Raw genomic sequence first — 22,847 nt, 5'->3', positions numbered from 1 at the left:
TTTCCCTAATATTTATATTTTAGATTACAAAATACGAAGGGAGAGGGATGGGGATGCAAAACCTTTTCTTATCAAACAAAGCCTATATTGAAGGCAAAATTGTTTCACCTTTAACTTTAAGCCATGAAATATTTGGCGAAAGATTTTTAACCTTTATGATTGAGGTGCCAAGGTTAAGCGAAACAGTAGATGTGCTTCCTGTAACTGTTTCGGAAAGACTTCTTACAAATGTTAATACATCAATAGGAACTTTAGTGTCTGTTGATGGTCAAATAAGGTCTTATAATAGAGTTATCGATGGAAGCAGTAGATTACTATTAACATTATTTGCAAGAGATATAAAAGAAATTGAGACACTTTCAGACAGCCCAAACGTTATAAGTCTTGATGGCTATGTATGTAAAGCTCCAGTTTACAGAACTACTCCATTTGGTAGAGAAATAACAGATATCTTAATTGCTGTTAACAGAGCTTATAACAAATCTGACTACATACCAGCAATTGCGTGGGGTAGAAATGCAAGATTCTCAAGTCAGTTTGAAGTAGGAACTCATATCCGTCTGTGGGGGAGAATGCAGAGCCGTGAATATGAGAAGAAGCTATCAGAAGACAATGTAATAAAGAGAACTGCATATGAAGTTTCAATTTCTAAATTAGAAAAAGTAAGCGATGAGTGACATTCACTTGATTTCTTGACTTCTTGAGTTGTTTGTCAATTTATTTTATTTAATAAAAAACACCCACATTTGATGTGCATTTGTGGGTGTTTTTTATTTCGTAATTATTTTCTTAAATCATCCAATAATTTTGTTTTTTCTTTTGTCTTATCATCAACTCTTTTAATAACCTTTGCGGGAATTCCAGCAACAACAACTCCGCTTTCAACATCGTGGGTAACTACTGAACCTGCTGCTACTACAGAGCCTTTTCCAACTCTAACTCCCTCTAGAATCACTGCATTTGCTCCAATTAATACATCATCTTCAATTACGACAGGCTCTTTGCTTGGTGGCTCTAATACTCCTGCAACCACTGCACCTGCACCCACATGAACATTCTTTCCAATTTTTCCTCTAGCTCCTATAACTGCGTTCATGTCTATCATAGAGTTTTCACCTATTTCTGCCCCTATGTTTAAAACGGCACCCATCATTATAACCGCATGGTTTCCAATTGCAACCCCTTCTCTTATAATTGCGCCAGGCTCTATCCTTGCATTAATATGCCTTATATCAAGCATCGGTATCGCAGAATTTCTTCTGTCGCATTCTATTCTATATTTACTAATTTTTTCTTTGTTCTCAGTAAGGAAATTTTCTACTAACTCGTTTTCGCCAAATAGTATATAAAAATTATTATCACCATAGATTTCAATACCATCAGGATTTAATCCTTTTAAATCCCCATCAACATAGACTTTAACAGGGGTTGTCTTTTTAGCTTCTTTTATATATCTTGCTATTTCATATGGATCAGTTAAATCATATTCCCTTATTTGCTCCATCTATATCACCTCGACTTATTTTTTATTAAATATATCATTTTATAAATATTTTTGTCAATTAAAATTAATTTTAATAAAGTAATTAAAAAAAGTAAGTAGCTGCTGTTTTTGAGTAGTGATATAATATTAGAAAATAAAGATGAAAGGGGAATATTATGGGAAAGCTTTCACAGGGTTGTATACAAGTTTACACGGGAAATGGCAAAGGTAAGACTACTGCAGCGATAGGACAGGGAGTTAGAGCAGCAGGAGATGAACTTAAAGTATATATGGTTCAATTCCTAAAGGGTTCTGAAACTGGAGAATTGAAGAGTATTGCTAAATTAGAGCCATACTTTAAAATATTTAGATTTGAAAAAAAACGAGGTTTTTTCTGGACATTGAGTGATGAAGAAAAAGCAGAGCTAAAAAAAGAAATAGAAAAAGCTTTTGAATTTTGCAAAGAAGTCTTAAAGAATAAAGAATGCGATATGCTCATACTTGATGAAATAATGGGTGTATTACATAACAAGCTGTTAACCGTTGAGGAGGTAGTTGAATTTTTGAAATCCAAGCCAGAAGATATAGAAATAATTATGACAGGGCGAAACGTTCCAAATGAGATACAAGAAATTGCAGATTTAATTACAGAGATGAAGGACATTAAGCATTATTTTGAAAAGGGCATCCCAGCAAGAAAAGGAATCGAGTTTTAAGTGCCATTCACTTGATTTCTTGATTTTCTTGATTTGTTTGTCAATTTGGACGAATGTGATAAAACTTTTAAGTCCCATGTATGTTTTTATTTTATGCTTTACTTCAGGTAATTAGTTTTTGATATGTCTATTGTATAAGCCTTGAACATTTTGCGGGATTTTTGTAATAATTTTGTTATCAAAAGTTTAGTAACGCAATATTAATTTTTGCATATTGTAATACAAACAAGCTTTTTTGGTGAATTTATGATACAACTAACATCACTTCATTTTATTTATCTAATCTTTATTTTGCTTGTAATAGCGTTTATGATTTACCAAAAGGATACAAGCTTAATTTGCATACTTGGGATATTTATAATAGGGCTAGCGGCTACAGGCTCTATATATCAATCAGTCATGGGAGTTTTTAATAGTTTTGCTTACGCAATTAAGGAGCTTTTAGGCACAATATTGATAATTTCTATTATAGTTGGAATGGGAAGTGTGCTTGAGAAAACGGGAATTAATAAAGAAATGGTAAGACCTTTTTTGAGATTCATTAAAACCCCAGCACTTGCTTATTGGATAATTGGGCTTGTTATGATGTCTATCTCCTGGTTCTTTTGGCCTTCACCTGCAGTAGCATTAATAGGAGCCATATTTGCTCCAGTTGCAATCAGAGCAGGACTACCAGCTCTTGCTGTTGCTATGGCGATGAACCTATTTGGACATGGAATAGCACTTTCTACAGATTTTGTTATTCAGGGGGCACCGAAATTGACAGCAGGTGGTGCAGGTATACCTGTAGGAGATGTAATAAGGGCAAGCGTCCCTCTGATTATTGTCATGGGGTTCGTAACAACAATAACAGCGTATATTCTAATAAGAAAAGACATCAAGAAAGGATTATTAAAGCTTGAGGAGAATGATGCAAATGATGATATGGCAGTAAAATATCCGCTATCTTTGACTGCAAGAAAATGGTTTGCGGCAATAATACCATTGATTTTTGTAATTGATATCTATGCAATGAAAATATTTAAACTGCAGGGTGGTGATGCGACATCTCTGATTGGGGGGACATCATTATTCATTTTGATTATTATTTTAATTTTTTCATCAAAAACTAATGCAATTGACGAAATAATAAATTATTTGATTGAGGGACTTCAATTTGGCTTTAAAGTATTTGGACCGGTTATTCCGATAGCAGCTTTCTTCTACTTAGGGGATGAAGGGTTTATTAAAATACTAGGTGAATTTTTACCTAGAAATTCCACAGGACTTGTAAATGATTTAGGGCTGGCTTTGTCCCAGATTATACCTATAAATAAGGCATTCGGGGCTGCGACTCTCACTACTGTTGGGGCTATAACAGGACTTGATGGTTCAGGTTTTTCAGGAATAAGTCTTGCAGGAACAGTCGGGAAGATATTTGGAACAGCAATAGGCTCTGGCACGGCAACTTTGACAGCACTAGGACAGATAGCAGGAATATGGGTTGGAGGAGGAACGCTCATTCCATGGGCAGTTATACCGGTTGCAGCAATTTGTAAGGTTAGCCCATTTGACCTTGCAAGAAAGAATTTGATTCCTGTAGTTACAGGTTTAGCAGTAACAACGCTATTTGCTATGTTCCTTATATAGAACATTAAGAAACCATCTTAGTTTTTAACTAGGATGGTTTTATTTTTTGTAAATAATTTGCAAAATTTAGTTACATACTGATAAAACAAGACATAATCTATAATAGAAGGGAAAAGAGGTGTTATAAATGCAAAAAGAAATTGAAATTAAATTTAGCCCTTGTGAACAAATTAAAGTTGAGAATATAAGCATTGATTTAAGCAGTGAAAGTCCTTGGTTTGATAAAAGATGCGAAAGAAATAATATAAACTCAGTTATATTATTAGTTCTAATTTTATTTGTTTTAAACAATTGTTGCATTTGTTGCAATAATTAATAAATTAAACAAAAGACTACATAAAAAAATTTTGAGGAAATTTTGACTGACACAAATGTAAGTTCAGGAACTACAACAGAATGTGAATGCTGCTGCATAGGAAGCCAAAATATAACTTTTAATTCATGTGAGGATATTAAGGATTTTACAATTCAAAACCTTGAATTAAAATGCGAAGGAAGATTTTTGAAGATAAGAGTAGAATTGAAAAATGTATGCAGAGGAAGAAAAGTTAATGTTGGTGTTTTAGTTTGTGAAAATGAAAGTGGAACATTCTTTACAAGAGCTTTTAAAGCTTGCCAGTTTACCGTTCCAAGTGGAACAGGAAACTGCACAAATGTTACGGTGGATGAATTCTGCTTTGTATTCCCAGATGAAAACATTTGTAATTCTAGAACATTTGTAGTAAAAGTTATAGCTCATTATGGGGATTTTCCAAGTTTCCCGTTCTGCCCTTGCTAAAATATAATCGAATATACTAAAAAACCATAGAATGAAATATGGGTTGCCTGAAGTAAATTTTGATAAGGCAACCCATAAATTTTATTTCAAACTTAAAACATTTATTAAATCAATTGGAGGTTTAAAAGATGATGGTGATATCAAATATATTTCTGCATCAAAATATTCTTTTTACTAATCTTTATATGAGCATAAACTCTTCCTGGGATGGTACTCCTTAATAAGATAAGCATTTTTTATTTTATAATTTTTTGAGAAATATTCCAATCCTGTTTAATCCTTCTTCTAAAGTATCCATAGAGCTTGCATAGGATATTCTTATATATCCTTCACCAAGATGAGAAAACGCATCTCCTGGAACGACTGCTACCTTTTCACTTTCAAGTAGCTTTGTTGCAAAATCCAATGAAGATAAGCCAAATTTCTTAATTGAAGGGAAAATATAAAAGGCACCGTTAGGTTTTATTACATCAAATCCAATTTCAATTAACCTTTTATATACAAAATCACGTCTTTTTTTATATTCCTCCCTCATTGGGGATGCATCATCAAGGCCATTAGTTAATGCCTCGAGAGCTGCATACTGACCTATTGAAGATGCGCAAGAATTTATATATTGGTGAAGTTTAATCATTTCACAAGTTATGTATTTAGGCGCAAGGGTATAGCCTATTCTAAAACCAGTCATGGAGTGGGACTTTGAAAGTCCATTAATTACAATAGTATTATCAAAAACCTCTTTAAAACTTGCTATGGATGTATGTTCAAAATCATAAACAAGCTCGCTATATATTTCGTCTGAAACTATAAATATATCTTTATTACTAACTAAAGAGGCGATTTTTGATAATTCATCATAGCTTAGAACAACGCCTGTGGGATTCGATGGAGTTGGTATTATTATGCACTTTGTTTTGCTGCTTAGCTTATCCTTGATTGATTCAGCAGTCAATTTGAAACCGTTATTTGTAGTGTCTACAAAAACAGGAACAGCACCGCAAAGCTTTATAACCGGCTCATAACCAGGATAAATCGGACCAGGAAGTATTACCTCGTCACCCACTTCAAGTATAGTATTTAAGGCTAAATAAATTCCTTCACTTGCACCGTTGGTAACAATTACTTCATCCTCTGGATTATAGTTTAATCCATATTTTTTATAGTAATTTGAAATGGCTCTTCTTAATTCAATAATTCCAGCATTATTGGTATAAACAGTTTTATTATTATCAAGAGCTAATTTCGCAGCCACCTTAACATGTTCTGGAGTTGGGAAATCGGGCTGTCCAATAGTTAGGGAAATTGCATCCTTATATTGTGAGACTAAGTTATAAAATCTTCTAATTCCTGAAATTTGAATCTCCTTTAAACGCTTGTTCATGAGTGCAATCCTCCTAATTCCTGATATTTTCTATTCCTAATATTTATTTAATCAGGCACATAGCATTTACCTGTTGGTATTACTGAACATAGAAATTGTAAAAGGGATGTCTCATAATATGTTATTTTGGAAAATATGAGACACCCCTTAATAAATTATCCTATTACGTCGCTCATAGTATAAAATCCAGCTTCTTTGCCAGATAAGAACTTAGCAGCTCTTATAGCACCATAGGCGAAAACATCACGAGATAGGGCAGAATGATTTATCTCAATAACTTCCCCTGCACCTGCAAATATTACCGAGTGCTCGCCTACTATAGCACCCCCTCTAATTGCATGTATACCAAGTTCATTTTGCTGTCTTTTTTCTGTTTTAGAATGTCTTCCATACACATATTCTAAACTATTGTCAAGTGAAGCGTTAATTGCATCGGCAAGCATAAGAGCAGTTCCGCTTGGAGAGTCTAATTTTTGATTATGATGTTTTTCTATTATTTCTATATCAAAATCACCGTATAATACAGGTGCTACTTGACCTAGTATTTTGTTTAACAAATTGATTCCAATTGACATATTTGCCGAATTAAGAACTGGAATATTTTTCGAAGCTTCTCTCATTTTTGTCTTTTCTTCTGGAGTAAATCCAGTTGTGCAGATTACAAGCGCTACATTTCTTTTAAGCCCAAACTCCAATACAGAATCAAGTGCTGTATGGTTTGAAAAATCTATTAAAACGTCAACTTCTTCCTGAACTTTAGTAAGGTTATCATATACAGGGTAGTTATTATTATATTTATTTGGCTCTCTATCAACTCCTGCAACAACATTCATATCCTCTAGCTGTGAAATTATCCTTGTCAAGACCTGTCCCATTCTTCCATTACAACCATGCAGTAAAACTCTCATACCGTCACCTCTATATCCTAATTCCATAATTAAGCATTTCTTTCTTCAAAACTTCAAGGTTCTTTGGAGACATATCAACAAGTGGAAGCCTCAAGTGTCCAACGTTCATTCCCATTAAATTCATTGCAGTTTTAACTGGAATTGGATTGGTTTCAATGAAAAGTGCTTTAATAAGCTGAATCATTTTTAATTGAAGTTCTTTTGAACCTTTAATGTCGCCATTAAACCATTTTTCACACATGTCATGAGTATCTCTTGGAATAATGTTTGCTACAACTGAAATAACACCCTTTGCGCCAAGTGCAAGCATAGGAACTACTTGGTCGTCATTTCCTGAATAAATGTCCAAATCGTCACCACAAAGTTGTGCAATTTCTGCTATTTGAGATATATTACCGCTTGCTTCCTTAACAGCAGCTATGTTATCAACCCTTGAAAGCTCATATAATGTTTCAGGAAGTATATTGAATCCTGTTCTTGATGGAACATTATATATAATGATAGGCTTCTTAACTGCTGATGCAACAGCTTTAAAGTGCTCAACAGCTCCCCTTTGCGTTGTTTTGTTATAATAGGGAGTTATAACCAAAAGTCCATCTACTCCTATAGAGTCTGCCCATTTTGACATTTCAACAGCAACCTTAGTGTTGTTTGAACCAGTTCCAGCTATAACAGGAATTCTTCCTTTAACGACATCAACTGTGAATTTGATTGTTTCCTTTTTTTCCTGTTCACTCATTGTAGAACCTTCGCCTGTAGTTCCGCAAACAATTATAGCGTCGGTTTTCTCCTGGATATGCCATTCTATAAGCTCTTCTAGCTTTTTAAAGTCAACTCCGTCTTCCCTAAAAGGTGTTACTATTGCAACGCCTGAACCCTTGAATAAAGTCATAATGACCATCCTCTCTTAATTTAATATATATTATTATTATATGCACAAAATTTACCACGAACAATCATTTGCTGATTAGTAGCTCAGCAATTTGAACTGCATTTGTTGCGGCACCTTTTCTGATATTATCTGCAACTACCCACATATTTAAACCAAAATCAACACTATCATCTCTTCTTAATCTTCCAACAAAAACTTCGTTTTTACCTTCAGCATAAATTGGCATAGGATAAATATTATTGTTCGGGTCGTCCATAAGTATAATCCCTGGGCTATTTCTCAATATTTCTTTAACTTCATGCAATTTGAAATCTTTCTCAAATTCAACGTTTATGGATTCGCTATGGCCATGATAAACTGGAACTCTTACAGTTGTAGCAGTAACCTTTAAATCAGGTCTGTGCATTATTTTTCTTGTTTCATTAATCATTTTAATTTCTTCTTTAGTGTAGCCATCTTCCATAAAAACATCTATATGAGGTATAACATTAAATGCAATTGGGTGTTGAAACTTTTTAGGAGCTATGCCTTGAACCCCATTTTTTAAATCCTCATATCCGCTCTGACCAGCACCTGATACTGCCTGATATGTTGAGTAGACTATTCTTTTTATTTTATATTTCAAATCGAGTGGTTTAAGTGCAACCACTGCTTGAATAGTTGAGCAGTTTGGATTTGCAATTATACCCTTATTCCATTTTATATCTTCAGGATTAACCTCTGGCACTACAAGAGGCACTTCCTCATCCATTCTCCATGCTGAACTATTGTCTATAACAACACATCCTTTAGATGCAGCAATTTTAGCAAATTTTAAACTTGTTGAAGCTCCAGCTGAGAAAAGCGCAATGTCAATACCTCTATCGAAAGAATCCTCCTTTAGCTCTTCTACGATATATTTTTTATTTTTAAACTCAATCTCCAATCCAGCAGACTTAGCTGAAGCAAACAAATAAAGCTCATCAATAGGGAAATTTCTCTCCTCTAAAACATTTAACATCATTCTGCCTACCATACCGGTAGCACCAACCACAGCAACCTTTGGCATAATAACCGCCTCCTTTTAATTATCTTAATATAATATATTACTAACAACTTATTTAATATTATATTAGCCTATTAATATGTAAGCTTTTGTTTTATTAGATGATATTATACCACAATAAAAATATTTTTTAAGCACTATTTTATAAATATTCTTTCATATGGTATAAAAAAACACCTCTCTGTAATACTAAAAACAGGGAGGTGTTTTCATGACTACGCCCTTCAAAAAAATTGTAAAGTCTAAAATTAAGGCTAAAAAAGAGCTTTCTGAAAAGGAAAAGGAAAGAGAAAAAATTAAATTCGAAATAGCTGAAGAATTAGGACTTATAGATAAAGTTAGAAAATATGGATGGAGCGGATTAACTGCAGAAGAAACTGGACGCATTGGAGGAATAATGACCAAATTAAATAAGGACGCTGGACGAAAGTGGAATGAATAATTAGGCTTTAGTTTCTAATAAAGTTATTTTGCCTAATATTTCATATTCATCAAGTTCTGCTGGCATCAAGAAACTGTCGCCGCAATTTATTTTATATGAGATTCCATTGTATAAAACTTCTCCTTCTCCTTCTACAGCTGTGTATACTTTGAAACTACCATTACAGTTTGATTTATAACTTAGATTGACTTTGATTATACTTACTTCGAAATAAGGGCACTTTATTGCATCTGCAATTTCATAGCCGTCAAATGATTTAAACTCTGGTTTTAACACATTTCCTTCAAAATTAAAATTGATTACATCAAGCGCCTTATCAATATGAAGTTCTCGCCTTTTTCCTTCTTTATCAACTCTATTCCAATCATAAAGCCTATATGTTACATCACTGCTCTGCTGTATTTCTGCAAGCAATAACCCATCCATAATTGCATGAACGGTTCCAGAAGGAATGAAGATCACATCACCTTTAGATACATTTACATAATTTAAACATTCCTCAACCTTGTTTAAATTTATCGCTTCAATAAATTTTTCTTTTGATATTTCACTCTTTAAACCATAAACTAATTGAGCATTTTCCTTAGCATCTATCACATACCACATTTCTGTTTTGCCAAATTGATTTTCAAACTTTTTAGCATAATCATCATCAGGATGAACCTGAACGGAAAGTTTATCATTTGCATCAATCAATTTAACTAGAAGTGGGAAAGAGTTATATTTTTTCCCAAGAATTATTTCACCGTATGAATCTATTACTTCCTTCAAAGTTGTCCCTTTTAGTTCGCCGTTTCTAATGATGCTCATTCCACTTTTATGGCAAGAAACCTCCCAGCTTTCTGCTATATTTCCATCGGGTATATTTCGATTAAAGTATTTTTCTAATTTTCTTCCTCCCCATATTATTTCCTTATATACAGGCTCAAAAAACAAAGGATACAACAAATAAATCCCCTCCCATAAAATTGCTGACAATATTATACAATAAAATATAAATATATAATAGACTTTATTTGATTAATATAATAAAATATATAGAGAAATTTAAGCGGGGTGGGAGAATGCAATATATTGAACTCGCACAGATTTACGACAAGATGATAGACATAGATTATGACTCTTGGAAAAGATTTATAGAAAAGTATATGAATTTAAATGGAATAGATTATAATGGGAAAACTGTCCTTGAACTAGCCTGCGGGACTGGTAACATGACTCAAAGGTTATATGATATGGGATTAAAGGTAGTAGCCCTTGATGTTTCAGAAGATATGCTGAATTTTGCAAGAAATAAAATAAAAAATAAGGATGTAGTATTTATAAATCAAGACATGAGAGATTTGAAGTTTGACAAAAAATTTGATTTCATATTCTGCCATAATGATGGATTAAACTATATAATTGAAGATGAAGAATTGATTGATATTTTCAACAGAGTCAATAATCATCTAAATGAATGTGGCTTATTTTTATTTGATATAAGTTCTGAATACAAATTAAAAAAAATAATAGGAAACAACTCCTTTACATTGAATGAAGACGATTACTGCTATATATGGGATAACTATATAGATGATGATATTTTAGATATGTATATTACATTCTTTGTAAAGGAAGGCAAACTATTTAAGAGAATAGATGAACACCATGTTCAAAGAGCGCATACTTGTGATAAAATAGTTAATATGCTCAAGAATACAGGATACAAAAAAGTTGAAATATATGATGATTATTCGTTTAATAACATTCACAATGAGACTTTAAGAATCACCTTTGTAGCTAAAAAATAAGGAGGTCAAAATATGGCATATATTTTAAGAGCGACAGCAGCAAATGGAGATATAAGATTATTTGCAGCTATTACAACTGATATGGTAGAAGAGGCAAGGAGGATACACAACCTTTCACCTACTGCATCTGCAGCGCTTGGGAGGTTTATGACAGTAGCTTCAATGATGGGAACAATGCTCAAGGGGGAGCGGGATACCATTACACTTTCTCTTAATGGTGGAGGCTCAATTGGCAATATGGTAGCTGTTTCAAACCCTAAGGGCAATGTCAAGGCTTATGTATCAAATCCAGGAGCAGATCTTCCGCTAAATGAAAAAGGCAAATTAGATGTTGGTAGAATAGTAGGTGTGAATGGCTTTTTAAACGTAGTAAAGGATTTAGGGCTAAAGGAACCCTACGTTGGTCAGGTGCCATTAAGAACAGGTGAGATAGGTGACGATATTGCATACTATTTTACAGTATCTGAACAAGTTCCATCGGCAGTTGTGCTTGGTGTTTTAGTTGATACAGATATTTCTATTAAAGCTGCGGGTGGACTTATTATCCAGATGATGCCAGGTGCAAATGAATTTTTAGCAGACATAATCACATTTAGACTTCAGGAAATTCCTCCACTATCAACACTGATTGCTGAAGGAAAATCAGGTGAAGAGATATTAAATATGTTGTTTGATGATATGGATTTGAAAATATACGAAAAAATAGACTGCCGATACGAATGTGATTGTTCAAGAGAAAGGGTTGAAAGGGCATTGATTGCACTCGGAAAAGAAGAACTACAAAGGCTGCATGACGAAGAGGAATCTATTCAACTTGAATGCCATTTCTGTGATAAGAAATATAAGTTCACAAAGGAAGAAATTAAGAAACTAATTGATAAATAAAATAAATTAAAAAAAAGGTGTTGACATAAGTGCAAAAATGATATAATATATTACATGTCGGCAGCGCCAATAAGGCAAAGTTGACAAAGATAAGTTTTGATGATATAATCAAAACATCGATGTGGGCGCATAGCTCAGCTGGGAGAGCATCTGCCTTACAAGCAGAGGGTCATAGGTTCGAGCCCTATTGTGCCCACCAAATCTTAATCTTAAGTGCCTGGCACCTAAGATTAAGTTTCTTGGCCCAGTAGCTCAGTTGGTTAGAGTGCCGGCCTGTCACGCCGGAGGTCGAGGGTTCGAGCCCCTTCTGGGTCGCCAACTGGCCAGATAGCTCAGTAGGTAGAGCAGGGGACTGAAAATCCCCGTGTCGCTGGTTCGATTCCGGCTCTGGCCACCATGCGGGAATAGCTCAGTTGGTAGAGCGTCACCTTGCCAAGGTGAAAGTCGCGGGTTCGAGTCCCGTTTCCCGCTCCAACTAAATATGGCGGCATAGCCAAGTGGTAAGGCACAGGTCTGCAAAACCTTCATTCCCCGGTTCAAATCCGGGTGCCGCCTCCATACAATGCAGCTTGCAATATTGCAAGCTGCTTTTTCTTTTGGTGACATTCACTTGATTTCTTGACTTCTTGATTTGTTTGTCAATTTGAACATGCGTCCTTGATAAATGGCAATTTACAAAGATACTAATCGCAAATAAAAGATAAATGGCTTTAGTTTGTCTGTTTTGAGCAAATCAACTGAATTAGACCAATAAATAGAATATTTTGGATTTGTTGCTTTTATTTTAGAGTATTAGAATTAAATTCAGATTGTTACTTAGCTTACTTGAAAGAAGGGAAAATAATGGGTTATGAGTATTTATTGGGATTAGATGTTGGCTCAACTACCGTCAAATTAGTAATATTAGATAAATATAACAAAATAGTAAACAGCAAATATAAGCGTCATTACGCTGATGTTGTCAATACTGTTAAGGAAGTTTTAACTGATGCAAAGCAGATAATTGGGGATAAAAAAATAAAGATAGCTGTCACTGGTTCGGCTGGAATTGGAATTTCAAAATGGTTAGATTTGCCTTTTGAGCAGGAGGTAATTGCGGCTACAAAGGCTGTTAATATATATGCTCCTGAAACAAATATAGCTATAGAGCTTGGAGGAGAAGATGCTAAAATCACCTATTTTAGCGGCAGCATAGAACAAAGAATGAATGGGAGTTGCGCTGGAGGAACAGGAGCATTTATTGACCAAATGGCAGGATTGATGGAAACAGACGCTATAGGGTTAAATGAATTGGCAAAAAGTTATAAAGTAATTTACCCAATTGCTTCAAGATGCGGTGTATTTGCAAAAACCGATATTCAAGCCCTTATAAACGAAGGAGTAAAAAAGGAAGATATAGCGGCTTCTGTGTTTCAAGCAGTTGTAAACCAAACGATAAGCGGATTGGCTGCAGGGAGGAAAATAACGGGAAAAGTAGCTTTTTTAGGTGGTCCACTTTATTTTTTAAGTGAACTTAGAAAAAGGTTTATAGAGACTCTAAATATAGATATTAATGATGCAATTTTTCCTGAAAATTCTCAGCTATTTGTAGCACTTGGCGCAGCGCACGTTGCAAAGGATAAGGAAACATTCAAACTTGAAACAATTTTAGACAAGCTTCAAGATACTACTCTTTTTTTGAATAAAGAAATAAATGTCCTAAGTCCTTTATTTGAAAATGAAAACTACTATATAAGTTTTAAAACAAGGCATGAGCAAAATAAAATTAAAAGAAAAAATATTGCTCAGCATAAGGGAGAATGCTTTTTAGGAATAGATGCTGGGTCAACTACTACAAAGGCAGTTTTAATAGACGCTGAGAATAATCTATTATTTAGTCTTTACTCAAATAATCAAGGAAACCCTGTTAATGCGGTATTAAACATAATCAAAAAAATTTATAAAGAACTTCCAGACAACGCACATATCGCCAAGTCATGCGTTACAGGTTACGGAGAAGGATTAATAAAGGCTGGCTTTTCAATAGATGAATCTGAAGTTGAAACCATTGCACACTATAAAGCAGCAGAATTCTTTGATCCGAACGTCGATTTTATACTAGATATCGGCGGTCAGGATATGAAATGCATCAGAGTTAAAAATGGAGTAATAGAAAATATAGTATTGAACGAGGCTTGTTCATCGGGTTGCGGTTCATTTATAGAATCTTTTGCAAAATCATTAGGTATGGCCATAGAAGATTTTGCAAAGGAGGCATTATTTTCAAAAAATCCCGTTGATTTGGGCTCAAGGTGCACAGTTTTTATGAACTCAAAAGTGAAACAAGCTCAAAAGGAAGGTGCAAGTGTTGCTGACATTTCAGCAGGGCTATCGTTTTCGGTTATTAAAAATGCATTGCAAAAAGTTATCAAGATAAGAAATATTGAAGATTTAGGAGAAAAAATAATTGTCCAAGGAGGCACCTTTTATAATGAAGCAGTTCTTAGAGCATTTGAACTGGTGTCTGGTAAGGAAGCGATACGACCTGACATATCTGGCTTGATGGGAGCATTTGGAGCAGCTTTAATAGCAAAGGAAAGGTTTGCACATGGAGAAAAGTCGAGCATAATTTCAAGCGAGGGATTAGAAAAATTTGAAATTAAACAATCGCATACAAGATGCAAATTATGCACAAACAATTGTCAGTTAACAATAAGCACATTTGGCGATGGTAAGAAATTTGTATCAGGCAATAGGTGTGAAAAAGGCGCTGGAAATTTTAGTGTAAAAAGCGATGTCCCAAATCTTTATGAGTATAAGTATAAAAGATTGTTTGAATATAAACCTTTAGATGAATCAATAGCGAAAAGAGGCATAATTGGAATACCAAGGGTTTTAAATATTTATGAAAACTACCCACTATGGCATACATTTTTTTCTGAACTTGGATTTAGAGTTGTTTTATCCGATAAGTCAAACAAAAAAATATATGAACTTGGCATGGAGACAATACCTTCCGATACCGTATGTTATCCAGCGAAAATTGTTCATGGACATATAGTAAATCTTATACAAAAGGGTGTCAAAACTATTTTTTATCCTTCTGTAGTTTATGAGAAAAAAGAGTTTTTGGACGCAAACAATCACTACAATTGTCCAATTGTGACTTCATATTCAGAAGTTATAAAAAATAATATGGATATATTAAATGAAAATGGAATCAAATTTCTAAATCCTTTTATTAGCTTAGAAAATGAAAAAATGCTCAGCAATTCTTTATTCAAATCATTATGTGAATTTGGCATTACAAAAAAAGAAATAGAAGAGGCGCTGAAAGCTGCATTATATGAATTTGAAAATTACAAAAGGGATATAAGAAAAAAGGGAGAGGAGACTTTAAGCTATCTAATCAAGACTGGAAAAAAGGGTATTGTTCTTGCAGGAAGGCCATATCATATAGACCCAGAAATAAATCATGGCATTCCAAATGTAATAAATTCATTTGGAATTGCGGTATTAACAGAGGATTCGATAAGCCATATTAAGGGTCTTAAAAATCCCTTAAGAGTAGTTGACCAATGGACTTACCACTCAAGAATATATAGAGCAGCAAACCTAATATCTGACTATAACAATATTGATATTATAGAACTAAACTCATTTGGATGTGGTCTTGATGCAATAGTTATGGACCAAGTAAAGGACATAGTTGAGGGCAGTGGCAAAATATATACTTCTATTAAAATAGATGAAGGAACTAACTTAGGTGCTATAAAGATTAGAATAAGAAGCCTTATTGCTGCACTAAAAGAAAGGGATAAAAAAGGAATGTTGCCGGTTAAAGTGAAAAGTATAAAAAATCCGGTATTCACAAAAAAGATGCGAAAAGAGTATACAATTTTAGCACCTCAAATGTCTCCTGTTCATTTTGAGATATTGGAAAAGGCCTTTGAGGTGAGCGGATACAAATTAAAAGTTTTGCCTTCGGTTGATAAGAATTCTATAGAAGAAGGTTTAAAATATGTAAACAACGATGCATGCTACCCATCCATAATAGTAATAGGGCAAATAATTAACGCTCTCAAATCAGGGGATTTTGATACAAACTCAACTGCAGTAATGATGACGCAAACTGGAGGGGGATGTAGAGCTACTAACTATATTGCTCTGCTTAAAAAAGCGTTAATCGATGCAGGCTTTAGCAATGTTCCAGTTATATCTTTGAACTCTAAAGGACTTGAAAAACAACCAGGATTTGAACTTTCACCCATGCTTATACACCGTGGATTGATGGCAGTAGTTTATGGGGATTTGTTAAACAGACTGATTTTGAGAACAAGACCATACGAAAAAGTAAAAGGTAATGCTAATGAATTATTTGAAGAGTGGAAATTCAGTATTTTTGAAAATATCAAGAATGGAAGTTTAAAACAATTTAAAGAAAATATTTGGGATATAGTAAAAGATTTCGATAATGTAAAAGTAGAAAATATACAGAAGCCAAGAGTCGGGATCGTTGGCGAAATACTTGTTAAATATCATCCAACAGCCAATAATGAAATTGTTAAAATACTTGAAGAAGAGGGAGCTGAAGCAGTTCAACCAGATTTAGCAGACTTTTTACTTTATTCTGCCTATGATGAGAAATATAAGTTTGATAATTTAACAGGGGATTTTTCGAAAATGTTTGCGGGAAAAATAACTATTTCTGCAATAGAGTTTTATAGAAAAGAGGTTAGAAGGGCATTGGAAAACAGCATACGCTTTAAAGCACCTTCTACTATTTATGATAAAGCTGAATTGGCGGAAAAAATTATTTCACTTGGCAATATGACAGGTGAAGGTTGGTTCTTAACAGGTGAGATGATTGAATTGATAGAAGAAGGGACTTTTAATATTGTTTGCTTACAACCATTTGGATGCCTTCCTAATCACATAGTTGGTAAAGGAATGATTAAAAAATTGAGAGAATTGTATCCGCAATCTAATATTGTAGCTATAGATTATGACCCTGGAGCAAGTGAAGTCAATCAACTGAATAGAATAAAGTTGATGCTTTCAAACGCTAAATTAAAAAGCGTTAACCCAACTGAAAATATAGTTGTTTTAGATAACTTTGCGTCAGCAGTGAACTGAGTGGATGATTGAAATACAATAAAAATTATTGTATAATTTTATTGAAAAGGGGGGTATTTACTTGAAAAAGCTAAAGATAAAGGGCAAAATTCTTTTAGTATTAATTTCGATAATTGTAATGTTTAGCGTATCAGTAAACCTTGTTGTTTATTATCAATTCAATAAAACAATGAATTCAAGCCTTCTTAAGAATACTGGAAAGTTGAGCTTTGAGCTTTTAAACAGAGAATTTCCAGGAATATGGAGGATAAGTGATAATAAACTATATAAAGGGTCTACAAATTTGATGGATAATTATATAGTAACAAATATGATACGAAATACTGCAAACGTTGAGTGCTCAATTTACTTAGGGGATAAAAGAATCGCAACCACTCTTGAGGAAAACGGAAAGACATTAGCTGAAAATAAGATAGATAAAAAAATTATAGACACTGTTCTTAATAATAAAGAGTATATTGGAAATGTTAAGATTGGCAAGAAAGTTTATAGTTCTATCTACATGCCAATTAAGGATGTTAGCGGAAGAGTTATTGGTATGTTCTTTATTGGAATGGAAAAAAGTAAAATCGATGAACAAGTAACGCCTGTTATCATATCGATTATAGTATTAACATTGTTATTGATTCTATTAATTTCATTTATGATATTGGTTTTCATGAATAAAGTGGTTTTAAATGCACTTACAGATACAAACAGGATAATAGGCAAAATTTCAGAAGGTGATTTAACGGTTACGATAGAAGATAAGTATTTAAAAAAGACTGATGAAGTTGGAGAAATAGCAAACGCTTTAAATAACATGCTAAAATCTCTTAACGATATGATAAAAAAACTTGCAGAAAGTATAACTGTTATTGACAATGAAACCACTGAATTAGCAAGTATATCTGAAGAGATGTCAGCTTCTTCTGAAGAGGTTGCAGCTTCAATTCAGCAAGTTGCAAGCGGAGCTGAAAGCCAAAATAGAGAAATTGCTGGCGTTGTAAACTTATTTTCAAATTTCTCGGTTAGAATAGATGAAATACATGAAAAACTAAAAAACATTAAGACGGGTGCTGAAAACACATCAAATAAGGCTCATTACGGGAAGAATGAACTTGATACTTTGATAAGTGCGGTTGAGGGTATCAAGAGTGCGTTTGAGATTGTTATAAATAAAATAGATAATCTTTCAGGCTCAATAACAAGCATAGGAAATATTACAAATATGATAAAAAATATCTCCGAGCAAACTAATTTATTGGCATTAAATGCAGCAATAGAGGCAGCAAGAGCAGGTGAAGCTGGTAGAGGATTTGCTGTAGTAGCAGATGAAGTTAGAAAACTGGCTGAGGAGTCAAAGAAATTCTCTGATGAAATTGGCAATATTGTTGAAAACGTCAGTCAGGAAACAAAACAAGTTATTGTTGCTACAAAAGAAGTTGATGGCTTAATTGAAAATCAAATTAAAACAGTTGAAAAGACAACTTCTACTTTCGAGGATATAATAAACTCAATTGAAGAAGTTGCACCATTAATTGAAGATGCTTACGTTTCAATTGACTATGCTATTAAAGATAAGGACAAAGTGATAGAAAGCGTTGAAAATGTAAGCGCAGTTGTAGAAGAGACATCAGCCTCATCTGAAGAAATAGCTGCAACATCTGAGGAAATGGCTACTTCGGCTGAAAGGGTTGCTTCATCAGCACAAAAATTAAATCAAATGACTAAGGATGTAATAAATAATATAAACAAGTTTAAAGTTTAAATCCCATGAACCTAAAGTTCATGGGATTTATTTTGGTGACATTCACTTGATTTCTTGAGTTCTTGAATTGTTTGACAATTTATTTGGTTTAATTTTTAAAGTTGAGAAATAATATTAAAAGAGAAAATTATATCTTTTGATTTTAAAACCAAAAGCAGAGGGTGGTAGTTTGAACTATTATAATGAAATTTTAGAGACTAAACAAGTAATAGATAATTCAGAATACATTGTTTTCTTTGGAGGTGCTGGGACTTCTACTGAAAGCGGCATTTCAGATTTTAGAGGTGACAGAGGTTTGTATCAAAAAACATACAAAGGATATAATCCTGAAGAGATCCTAAGCCTGAAATTTGTTTTGAAAAATCCTCAAATATTTTATGATTTTATCAATGAAAAACTTTGCTGTGAAAATGCTAAACCAAATGCAGGGCACAAATATCTAGTCGAACTTGAAAATACGGGTAAATTAAAGGCTATTATTACTCAAAACATTGATGGCCTACATCAAAAGGCAGGTTCAAAGAATGTAATTGAACTTCACGGTAATTTAAGAGAGTTTTACTGCATGAAGTGTGGAAGGGAGAAGGATAGATTTTTTGACTGCGAATGCGGGGGAATCGTAAGACCAAATATTGTTTTATATGGCGAGCCATTAGATGTTGATATAGTAAATAGGTCCATTAGCGAAGTAAAAAAAGCTGATTGCCTGATAGTTTCAGGAACCAGCTTAACAGTTTATCCTGCTAATTCTTTATTAGAATATTTTGATGGCAAGTATTTTATAATAATTAATACAAGCCCAACACAATATGACTCAATGGCAAATATAATTATTAGAAAACCATTTGCTGAAACTGCACGCCTTTTAACAAGTTAAAACGTATCACGGTATTTATCCATAATTTTTCTAAATATATCTCCTGTTGTAGGTGGAGTATATGTTATGGCATTTGCACCTGCCTTTATCGTTTCTCTTATTGTATCTTCGCTTGGACCACCTGTAGCGATTATCGGAACAAAGGGAAATTCTTCCCTTATCCTTTTAATAATTTTTACTGTGTTAGCAGCACCAGATACGTTAAATATTGATGCGCCAGCATCAATTCGAGCTTTGAAATCCTCTTTTTCAGAAACAACTGTTACTACAATTGGAATATCAATCTCATCCCGCATAGCTTTAATAGTTTCATTAGGAGTTGGAGCATTTACAACAACGCCAATTGCCCCAAGAAATTCAACGTGCCTTGAAAGTCGAATAACTCTTTTCCCAGTAGTTAATCCACCGCCAACACCACAGAAAACTGGAACTTCAGATACATTTAAAATTGCTTCTGCAATTACAGGTTGAGGTGTAAATGGATAAACAGCTATAACGGCATCAGCATTCGTATTCCTAATTATTGCAACGTCTGTAGAAAAAACAAGAGATTTTATCCTTCTTCCGAAAATTATTATTCCACTTGCTTCTCTAATAACATTCGGAACTTCTATTAGATGATTTCTTAAATTTCCCTTTATTTCTGGAATATATTTATCAGTTGGCATTCGTATCACCCCTTAGAGATATTTTATATGATTAATCAGAATTTGAATATAGTAATATTAAAACAAATTTCAACAAAATATTTCATTTGCTTTATTTTTATGTTATAATATGAGTATAAATGCATATACTCATGTGAGGTGTTATAATGGAGATAATCGAAATATTAAAGGCTTTATCTGATGAGACGAGGTTAAGAATATTAAATTTATTAAAATATGGAGAGCTCTGTGTATGTGAAATTGAAAGTTTATTAGGCATAACTCAGTCAAATGCTTCAAGGCACTTAACAAGACTAAGCAATAGCAGATTAGTTATCGGAACTAAAAAACAACAATTTGTTTATTATAAATTAAATGAAGATATGTTTAGACAATATGCTTTTTTAATGGAATTGATTTTTAAAGAAACTGAGAAAATAAATCTTCTTAATGAAGATTATAATAAATTAATTACATTCAAAAACAGTGGAAAAGGCTGTAATAACTTAATTTGAAAGGAGAGAAGGCAAAGCCGAACATATGAGAATAGCGGTGATATCAGACATTCACAGCAATATTTTGGGGCTGGAGGCAGTTTTAAAGGACATTGAAAAGAAAAACGTAGATTTAACTGTTTGCACAGGAGATTTGGTTGGATATTGCACATATCCAAATGAGGTAATAAACCTTATAAGACAGAAGAATATATTAACTATTATGGGCAATTATGATGATGCAGTTGGTTATGAAAAATTAGTCTGCGGTTGCGACTATCCAGACCCCAAGGATATGGAAAACGCATCAATTTCACTGAATTTTACAATAGATATGGTAACAGAAGAAAACAAAAGATTCCTAAGAGAACTACCTCTTGAGATGGTTCTAAAATTTGAAGGTAAAAATATAATGTTTGTTCATGGCAGCCCAAGAAGAATAAACGAATATCTAAAGGAAAACTCAAAGGAAGCAGAGGAAGTAATGGGAGAATTTAAGTATGATGCACTGGTTTGCGGACACACTCATATTCCATATTCCAAAAAGTATGGCAGCAAGTGGCTTATAAATGCTGGAAGTGCAGGCAAACCTAAAACGGGTTCTCCAGATGTGAATTATATAATTATAAATATTGGAGATGAACTGAATGTTGAAATATATTCAGTAGCATACGATTATGAAAAAATAGCAAATGAAATTATTAATAATCAACTTCCAATAAAATTTGCAGAAAACATAAGAACCGGAAGGGGCTAAGAGGAGGAATATTTGTGGAAAAGAAAGGACTAAGTTTTTTTGAAAAATACCTAAGCATTTGGGTAGCACTTTGTATTATAACTGGAGTTTTAATAGGACAATTTATGCCAGATATACCAAGATTTTTGAGCAAATTAGAATATGCGCATGTATCAATACCTGTTGCAATACTTATATGGCTTATGATTTATCCTATGATGCTAAAAATAGACTTCACAAGCATAAAAAATGTTGGAAATAAACCAAAGGGACTTATTGTTACGTGGGTTACTAATTGGTTAATTAAGCCTTTCTCGATGTATCTAATTGCCTATTTGTTCTTAAAGGTATTTTTTAAAGCATATATTCCAGAAGAACTATCAACTGAGTATCTTGCAGGCGCAGTATTACTCGGGGCGGCTCCATGCACAGCGATGGTTTTTGTCTGGAGTTATTTGACTAAGGGTGACCCAGCATACACATTGGTTCAGGTCGCTACAAATGATTTGATAATATTGTTTGCTTTTACACCAATAGTTGCGTTCTTGCTTGGAGTTTCAAATGTAAAAGTTCCTTATGATACATTGATACTTTCAACTATATTATTTGTTGTAATACCTTTGACATTTGGTTACCTAACAAGAAAAAGAGTAATAGCCAATAAGGGAACTGAGTATTTTGAAAATGTGTTTCTTAAAAAATTTGATAATGTAACAATTATAGGATTGCTTTTAACATTAGTTATTATCTTCTCTTTCCAGGGTGAGATAATAGTTAAGAATCCATTCCACATATTATTAATTGCAGTCCCACTAACAATTCAAACTTTCTTTATATTCTTTTTTGCATATGGATGGGCAAGGGTATGGAAACTACCACATAATGTTTCTGCACCTGCTGCACTAATTGGTGCAAGCAATTTCTTTGAGCTAGCTGTTGCTGTAGCAATTTCATTGTTTGGATTACAATCTGGAGCAGCACTTGCGACTGTTGTTGGGGTTCTTACGGAAGTACCAATAATGCTTACACTTGTAAAAATAGCAAATGCAACTAAGAAAAGTTTTGAATTCAATAAAAGAGGACAAGCCGCATAAATAGTTTGTTAGGAAATGGTTATTGATATTCCAATAGCAATAAGAATTATGGTATAGAATGGTCTATCAAAGAATAAATGAGATAGTAATAAAATAAATTTATATCAACTTAATTAGAATTAATTCAAAAAAATAAAAATGAAAAGATAAGACAAAAATAGCTCCAAGAATGTATTTGAATC

Annotated in this window: 21 protein-coding genes and 5 tRNA genes; 19 read left to right on the top strand and 7 right to left on the bottom strand. The window is 33.4% G+C overall.

Features of this window, described 5'->3' with window-relative positions:
* Positions 1-53: 53 nt before the first annotated feature.
* Entirely contained in the window at positions 54-677 is a 624-nt protein-coding gene (locus tag ABG79_RS05070) for a single-stranded DNA-binding protein (protein ID WP_057977797.1), read from the top strand.
* Between the two features lie 104 nt (positions 678-781).
* Here the strand turns inward: ABG79_RS05070 and dapD are convergent, their stop codons facing one another.
* Positions 782-1,504, bottom strand: a complete 723-nt coding sequence (dapD, locus tag ABG79_RS05065) for a 2,3,4,5-tetrahydropyridine-2,6-dicarboxylate N-acetyltransferase (RefSeq protein ID WP_057977795.1) — start codon at positions 1,502-1,504, stop codon at positions 782-784.
* A gap of 155 nt (positions 1,505-1,659) precedes the next feature.
* On the opposite strand from dapD, the gene ABG79_RS05060 reads away from it, so the two are divergent.
* The 4 genes from ABG79_RS05060 (at position 1,660) to ABG79_RS05045 (ending at position 4,606) form a co-directional block, all read left to right on the top strand.
* Positions 1,660-2,199, top strand: a complete 540-nt coding sequence (locus ABG79_RS05060) for a cob(I)yrinic acid a,c-diamide adenosyltransferase (RefSeq protein ID WP_057977792.1) — start codon at positions 1,660-1,662, stop codon at positions 2,197-2,199.
* A gap of 246 nt (positions 2,200-2,445) precedes the next feature.
* Positions 2,446-3,828, top strand: a complete 1,383-nt coding sequence (locus ABG79_RS05055; protein WP_057977790.1) for a hypothetical protein — start codon at positions 2,446-2,448, stop codon at positions 3,826-3,828.
* A gap of 127 nt (positions 3,829-3,955) precedes the next feature.
* Entirely contained in the window at positions 3,956-4,144 is a 189-nt protein-coding gene (locus tag ABG79_RS05050; RefSeq protein ID WP_057977788.1) for a hypothetical protein, read from the top strand.
* Positions 4,145-4,186: 42 nt separating this feature from the next.
* On the top strand, positions 4,187-4,606 hold the full coding sequence (locus ABG79_RS05045; protein WP_057977786.1) for a hypothetical protein: 420 nt from the start codon (positions 4,187-4,189) through the stop codon (positions 4,604-4,606).
* A 241-nt stretch (positions 4,607-4,847) separates the two neighbouring features.
* On the opposite strand, the gene ABG79_RS05040 is transcribed toward ABG79_RS05045, so the two are convergent.
* From ABG79_RS05040 to ABG79_RS05025, 4 genes are all read right to left on the bottom strand, one after another.
* Entirely contained in the window at positions 4,848-5,987 is a 1,140-nt protein-coding gene (locus tag ABG79_RS05040) for an aminotransferase A (protein ID WP_057977784.1), read from the bottom strand.
* A 155-nt stretch (positions 5,988-6,142) separates the two neighbouring features.
* Complete coding sequence (dapB, locus tag ABG79_RS05035) at positions 6,143-6,895, bottom strand: 4-hydroxy-tetrahydrodipicolinate reductase (protein ID WP_057977938.1); 753 nt, start codon at positions 6,893-6,895, stop codon at positions 6,143-6,145.
* A gap of 10 nt (positions 6,896-6,905) precedes the next feature.
* Positions 6,906-7,787 carry a 4-hydroxy-tetrahydrodipicolinate synthase gene (gene dapA / locus ABG79_RS05030; protein ID WP_057977782.1) on the bottom strand — a complete coding sequence of 294 codons (882 nt, stop codon included), beginning with the start codon at positions 7,785-7,787 and terminating at the stop codon, positions 6,906-6,908.
* Positions 7,788-7,851: 64 nt separating this feature from the next.
* On the bottom strand, positions 7,852-8,835 hold the full coding sequence (locus ABG79_RS05025) for an aspartate-semialdehyde dehydrogenase (RefSeq protein WP_057977779.1): 984 nt from the start codon (positions 8,833-8,835) through the stop codon (positions 7,852-7,854).
* Positions 8,836-9,043: 208 nt separating this feature from the next.
* On the opposite strand from ABG79_RS05025, the gene ABG79_RS05020 reads away from it, so the two are divergent.
* Positions 9,044-9,274: an alpha/beta-type small acid-soluble spore protein gene (locus tag ABG79_RS05020; RefSeq protein WP_057977777.1), complete on the top strand. Its 231-nt coding sequence runs from the start codon at positions 9,044-9,046 to the stop codon at positions 9,272-9,274.
* Here ABG79_RS05020 and ABG79_RS05015 read toward each other — a convergent pair whose 3' ends face one another.
* Complete coding sequence (locus ABG79_RS05015) at positions 9,275-10,222, bottom strand: type I phosphomannose isomerase catalytic subunit (protein WP_083490345.1); 948 nt, start codon at positions 10,220-10,222, stop codon at positions 9,275-9,277. It lies immediately after the preceding gene.
* Between the two features lie 116 nt (positions 10,223-10,338).
* Between ABG79_RS05015 and ABG79_RS05010 the strand changes: the two genes are divergently transcribed.
* The 10 genes from ABG79_RS05010 (at position 10,339) to ABG79_RS04965 (ending at position 19,694) form a co-directional block, all read left to right on the top strand.
* Positions 10,339-11,067 carry a class I SAM-dependent DNA methyltransferase gene (locus tag ABG79_RS05010; protein ID WP_057977775.1) on the top strand — a complete coding sequence of 243 codons (729 nt, stop codon included), beginning with the start codon at positions 10,339-10,341 and terminating at the stop codon, positions 11,065-11,067.
* Positions 11,068-11,079: 12 nt separating this feature from the next.
* The gene (gene hslO, locus ABG79_RS05005; RefSeq protein ID WP_057977773.1) at positions 11,080-11,952 is read left to right on the top strand and encodes an Hsp33 family molecular chaperone HslO; all 873 of its coding nucleotides are present in this window, start codon (positions 11,080-11,082) and stop codon (positions 11,950-11,952) included.
* 123 nt (positions 11,953-12,075) lie between these two features.
* A tRNA-Val gene (locus ABG79_RS05000) sits at positions 12,076-12,151 on the top strand.
* A 42-nt stretch (positions 12,152-12,193) separates the two neighbouring features.
* Positions 12,194-12,270 (top strand) — tRNA-Asp (locus ABG79_RS04995).
* 3 nt (positions 12,271-12,273) lie between these two features.
* Positions 12,274-12,349 (top strand) — tRNA-Phe (locus tag ABG79_RS04990).
* Between the two features lies 1 nt (position 12,350).
* A tRNA-Gly gene (locus ABG79_RS04985) sits at positions 12,351-12,426 on the top strand.
* Between the two features lie 9 nt (positions 12,427-12,435).
* Positions 12,436-12,510: transfer RNA gene (locus ABG79_RS04980), tRNA-Cys, on the top strand.
* A gap of 285 nt (positions 12,511-12,795) precedes the next feature.
* Entirely contained in the window at positions 12,796-17,067 is a 4,272-nt protein-coding gene (locus ABG79_RS04975) for a 2-hydroxyacyl-CoA dehydratase (RefSeq protein WP_057977771.1), read from the top strand.
* Between the two features lie 61 nt (positions 17,068-17,128).
* Positions 17,129-18,817, top strand: coding sequence for a methyl-accepting chemotaxis protein (locus ABG79_RS04970; protein ID WP_057977769.1), 1,689 nt, complete (start codon positions 17,129-17,131; stop codon positions 18,815-18,817).
* 169 nt (positions 18,818-18,986) lie between these two features.
* Entirely contained in the window at positions 18,987-19,694 is a 708-nt protein-coding gene (locus ABG79_RS04965; RefSeq protein WP_057977767.1) for an NAD-dependent protein deacylase, read from the top strand.
* On the opposite strand, the gene ABG79_RS04960 is transcribed toward ABG79_RS04965, so the two are convergent.
* Positions 19,691-20,362 (bottom strand): beta/alpha barrel domain-containing protein, encoded by a 672-nt coding sequence (locus tag ABG79_RS04960; RefSeq protein WP_057977765.1) that lies wholly within the window; start codon positions 20,360-20,362, stop codon positions 19,691-19,693. The two genes, ABG79_RS04965 and ABG79_RS04960, sit on opposite strands and share 4 nt — an antisense overlap.
* Positions 20,363-20,508: 146 nt before the next feature.
* On the opposite strand from ABG79_RS04960, the gene ABG79_RS04955 reads away from it, so the two are divergent.
* Genes ABG79_RS04955 through arsB form a run of 3 tightly spaced genes read left to right on the top strand, consistent with a single transcriptional unit; the run spans position 20,509 to position 22,665 of the window.
* Complete coding sequence (locus ABG79_RS04955) at positions 20,509-20,856, top strand: ArsR/SmtB family transcription factor (RefSeq protein WP_057977763.1); 348 nt, start codon at positions 20,509-20,511, stop codon at positions 20,854-20,856.
* A gap of 25 nt (positions 20,857-20,881) precedes the next feature.
* Positions 20,882-21,592 (top strand): metallophosphoesterase family protein, encoded by a 711-nt coding sequence (locus ABG79_RS04950; protein ID WP_057977760.1) that lies wholly within the window; start codon positions 20,882-20,884, stop codon positions 21,590-21,592.
* 14 nt (positions 21,593-21,606) lie between these two features.
* A complete protein-coding gene (arsB, locus tag ABG79_RS04945; protein ID WP_200956796.1) occupies positions 21,607-22,665 on the top strand; it encodes an ACR3 family arsenite efflux transporter in 1,059 nt (352 codons plus the stop codon).
* The last annotated feature ends 182 nt before the right edge of the window (positions 22,666-22,847 follow it).

This window comes from Caloramator mitchellensis (assembly GCF_001440545.1).
Taxonomy (GTDB): domain Bacteria; phylum Bacillota; class Clostridia; order Clostridiales; family Caloramatoraceae; genus Caloramator; species Caloramator mitchellensis.
This window is presented reverse-complemented; position numbering and strand designations above follow the sequence as displayed.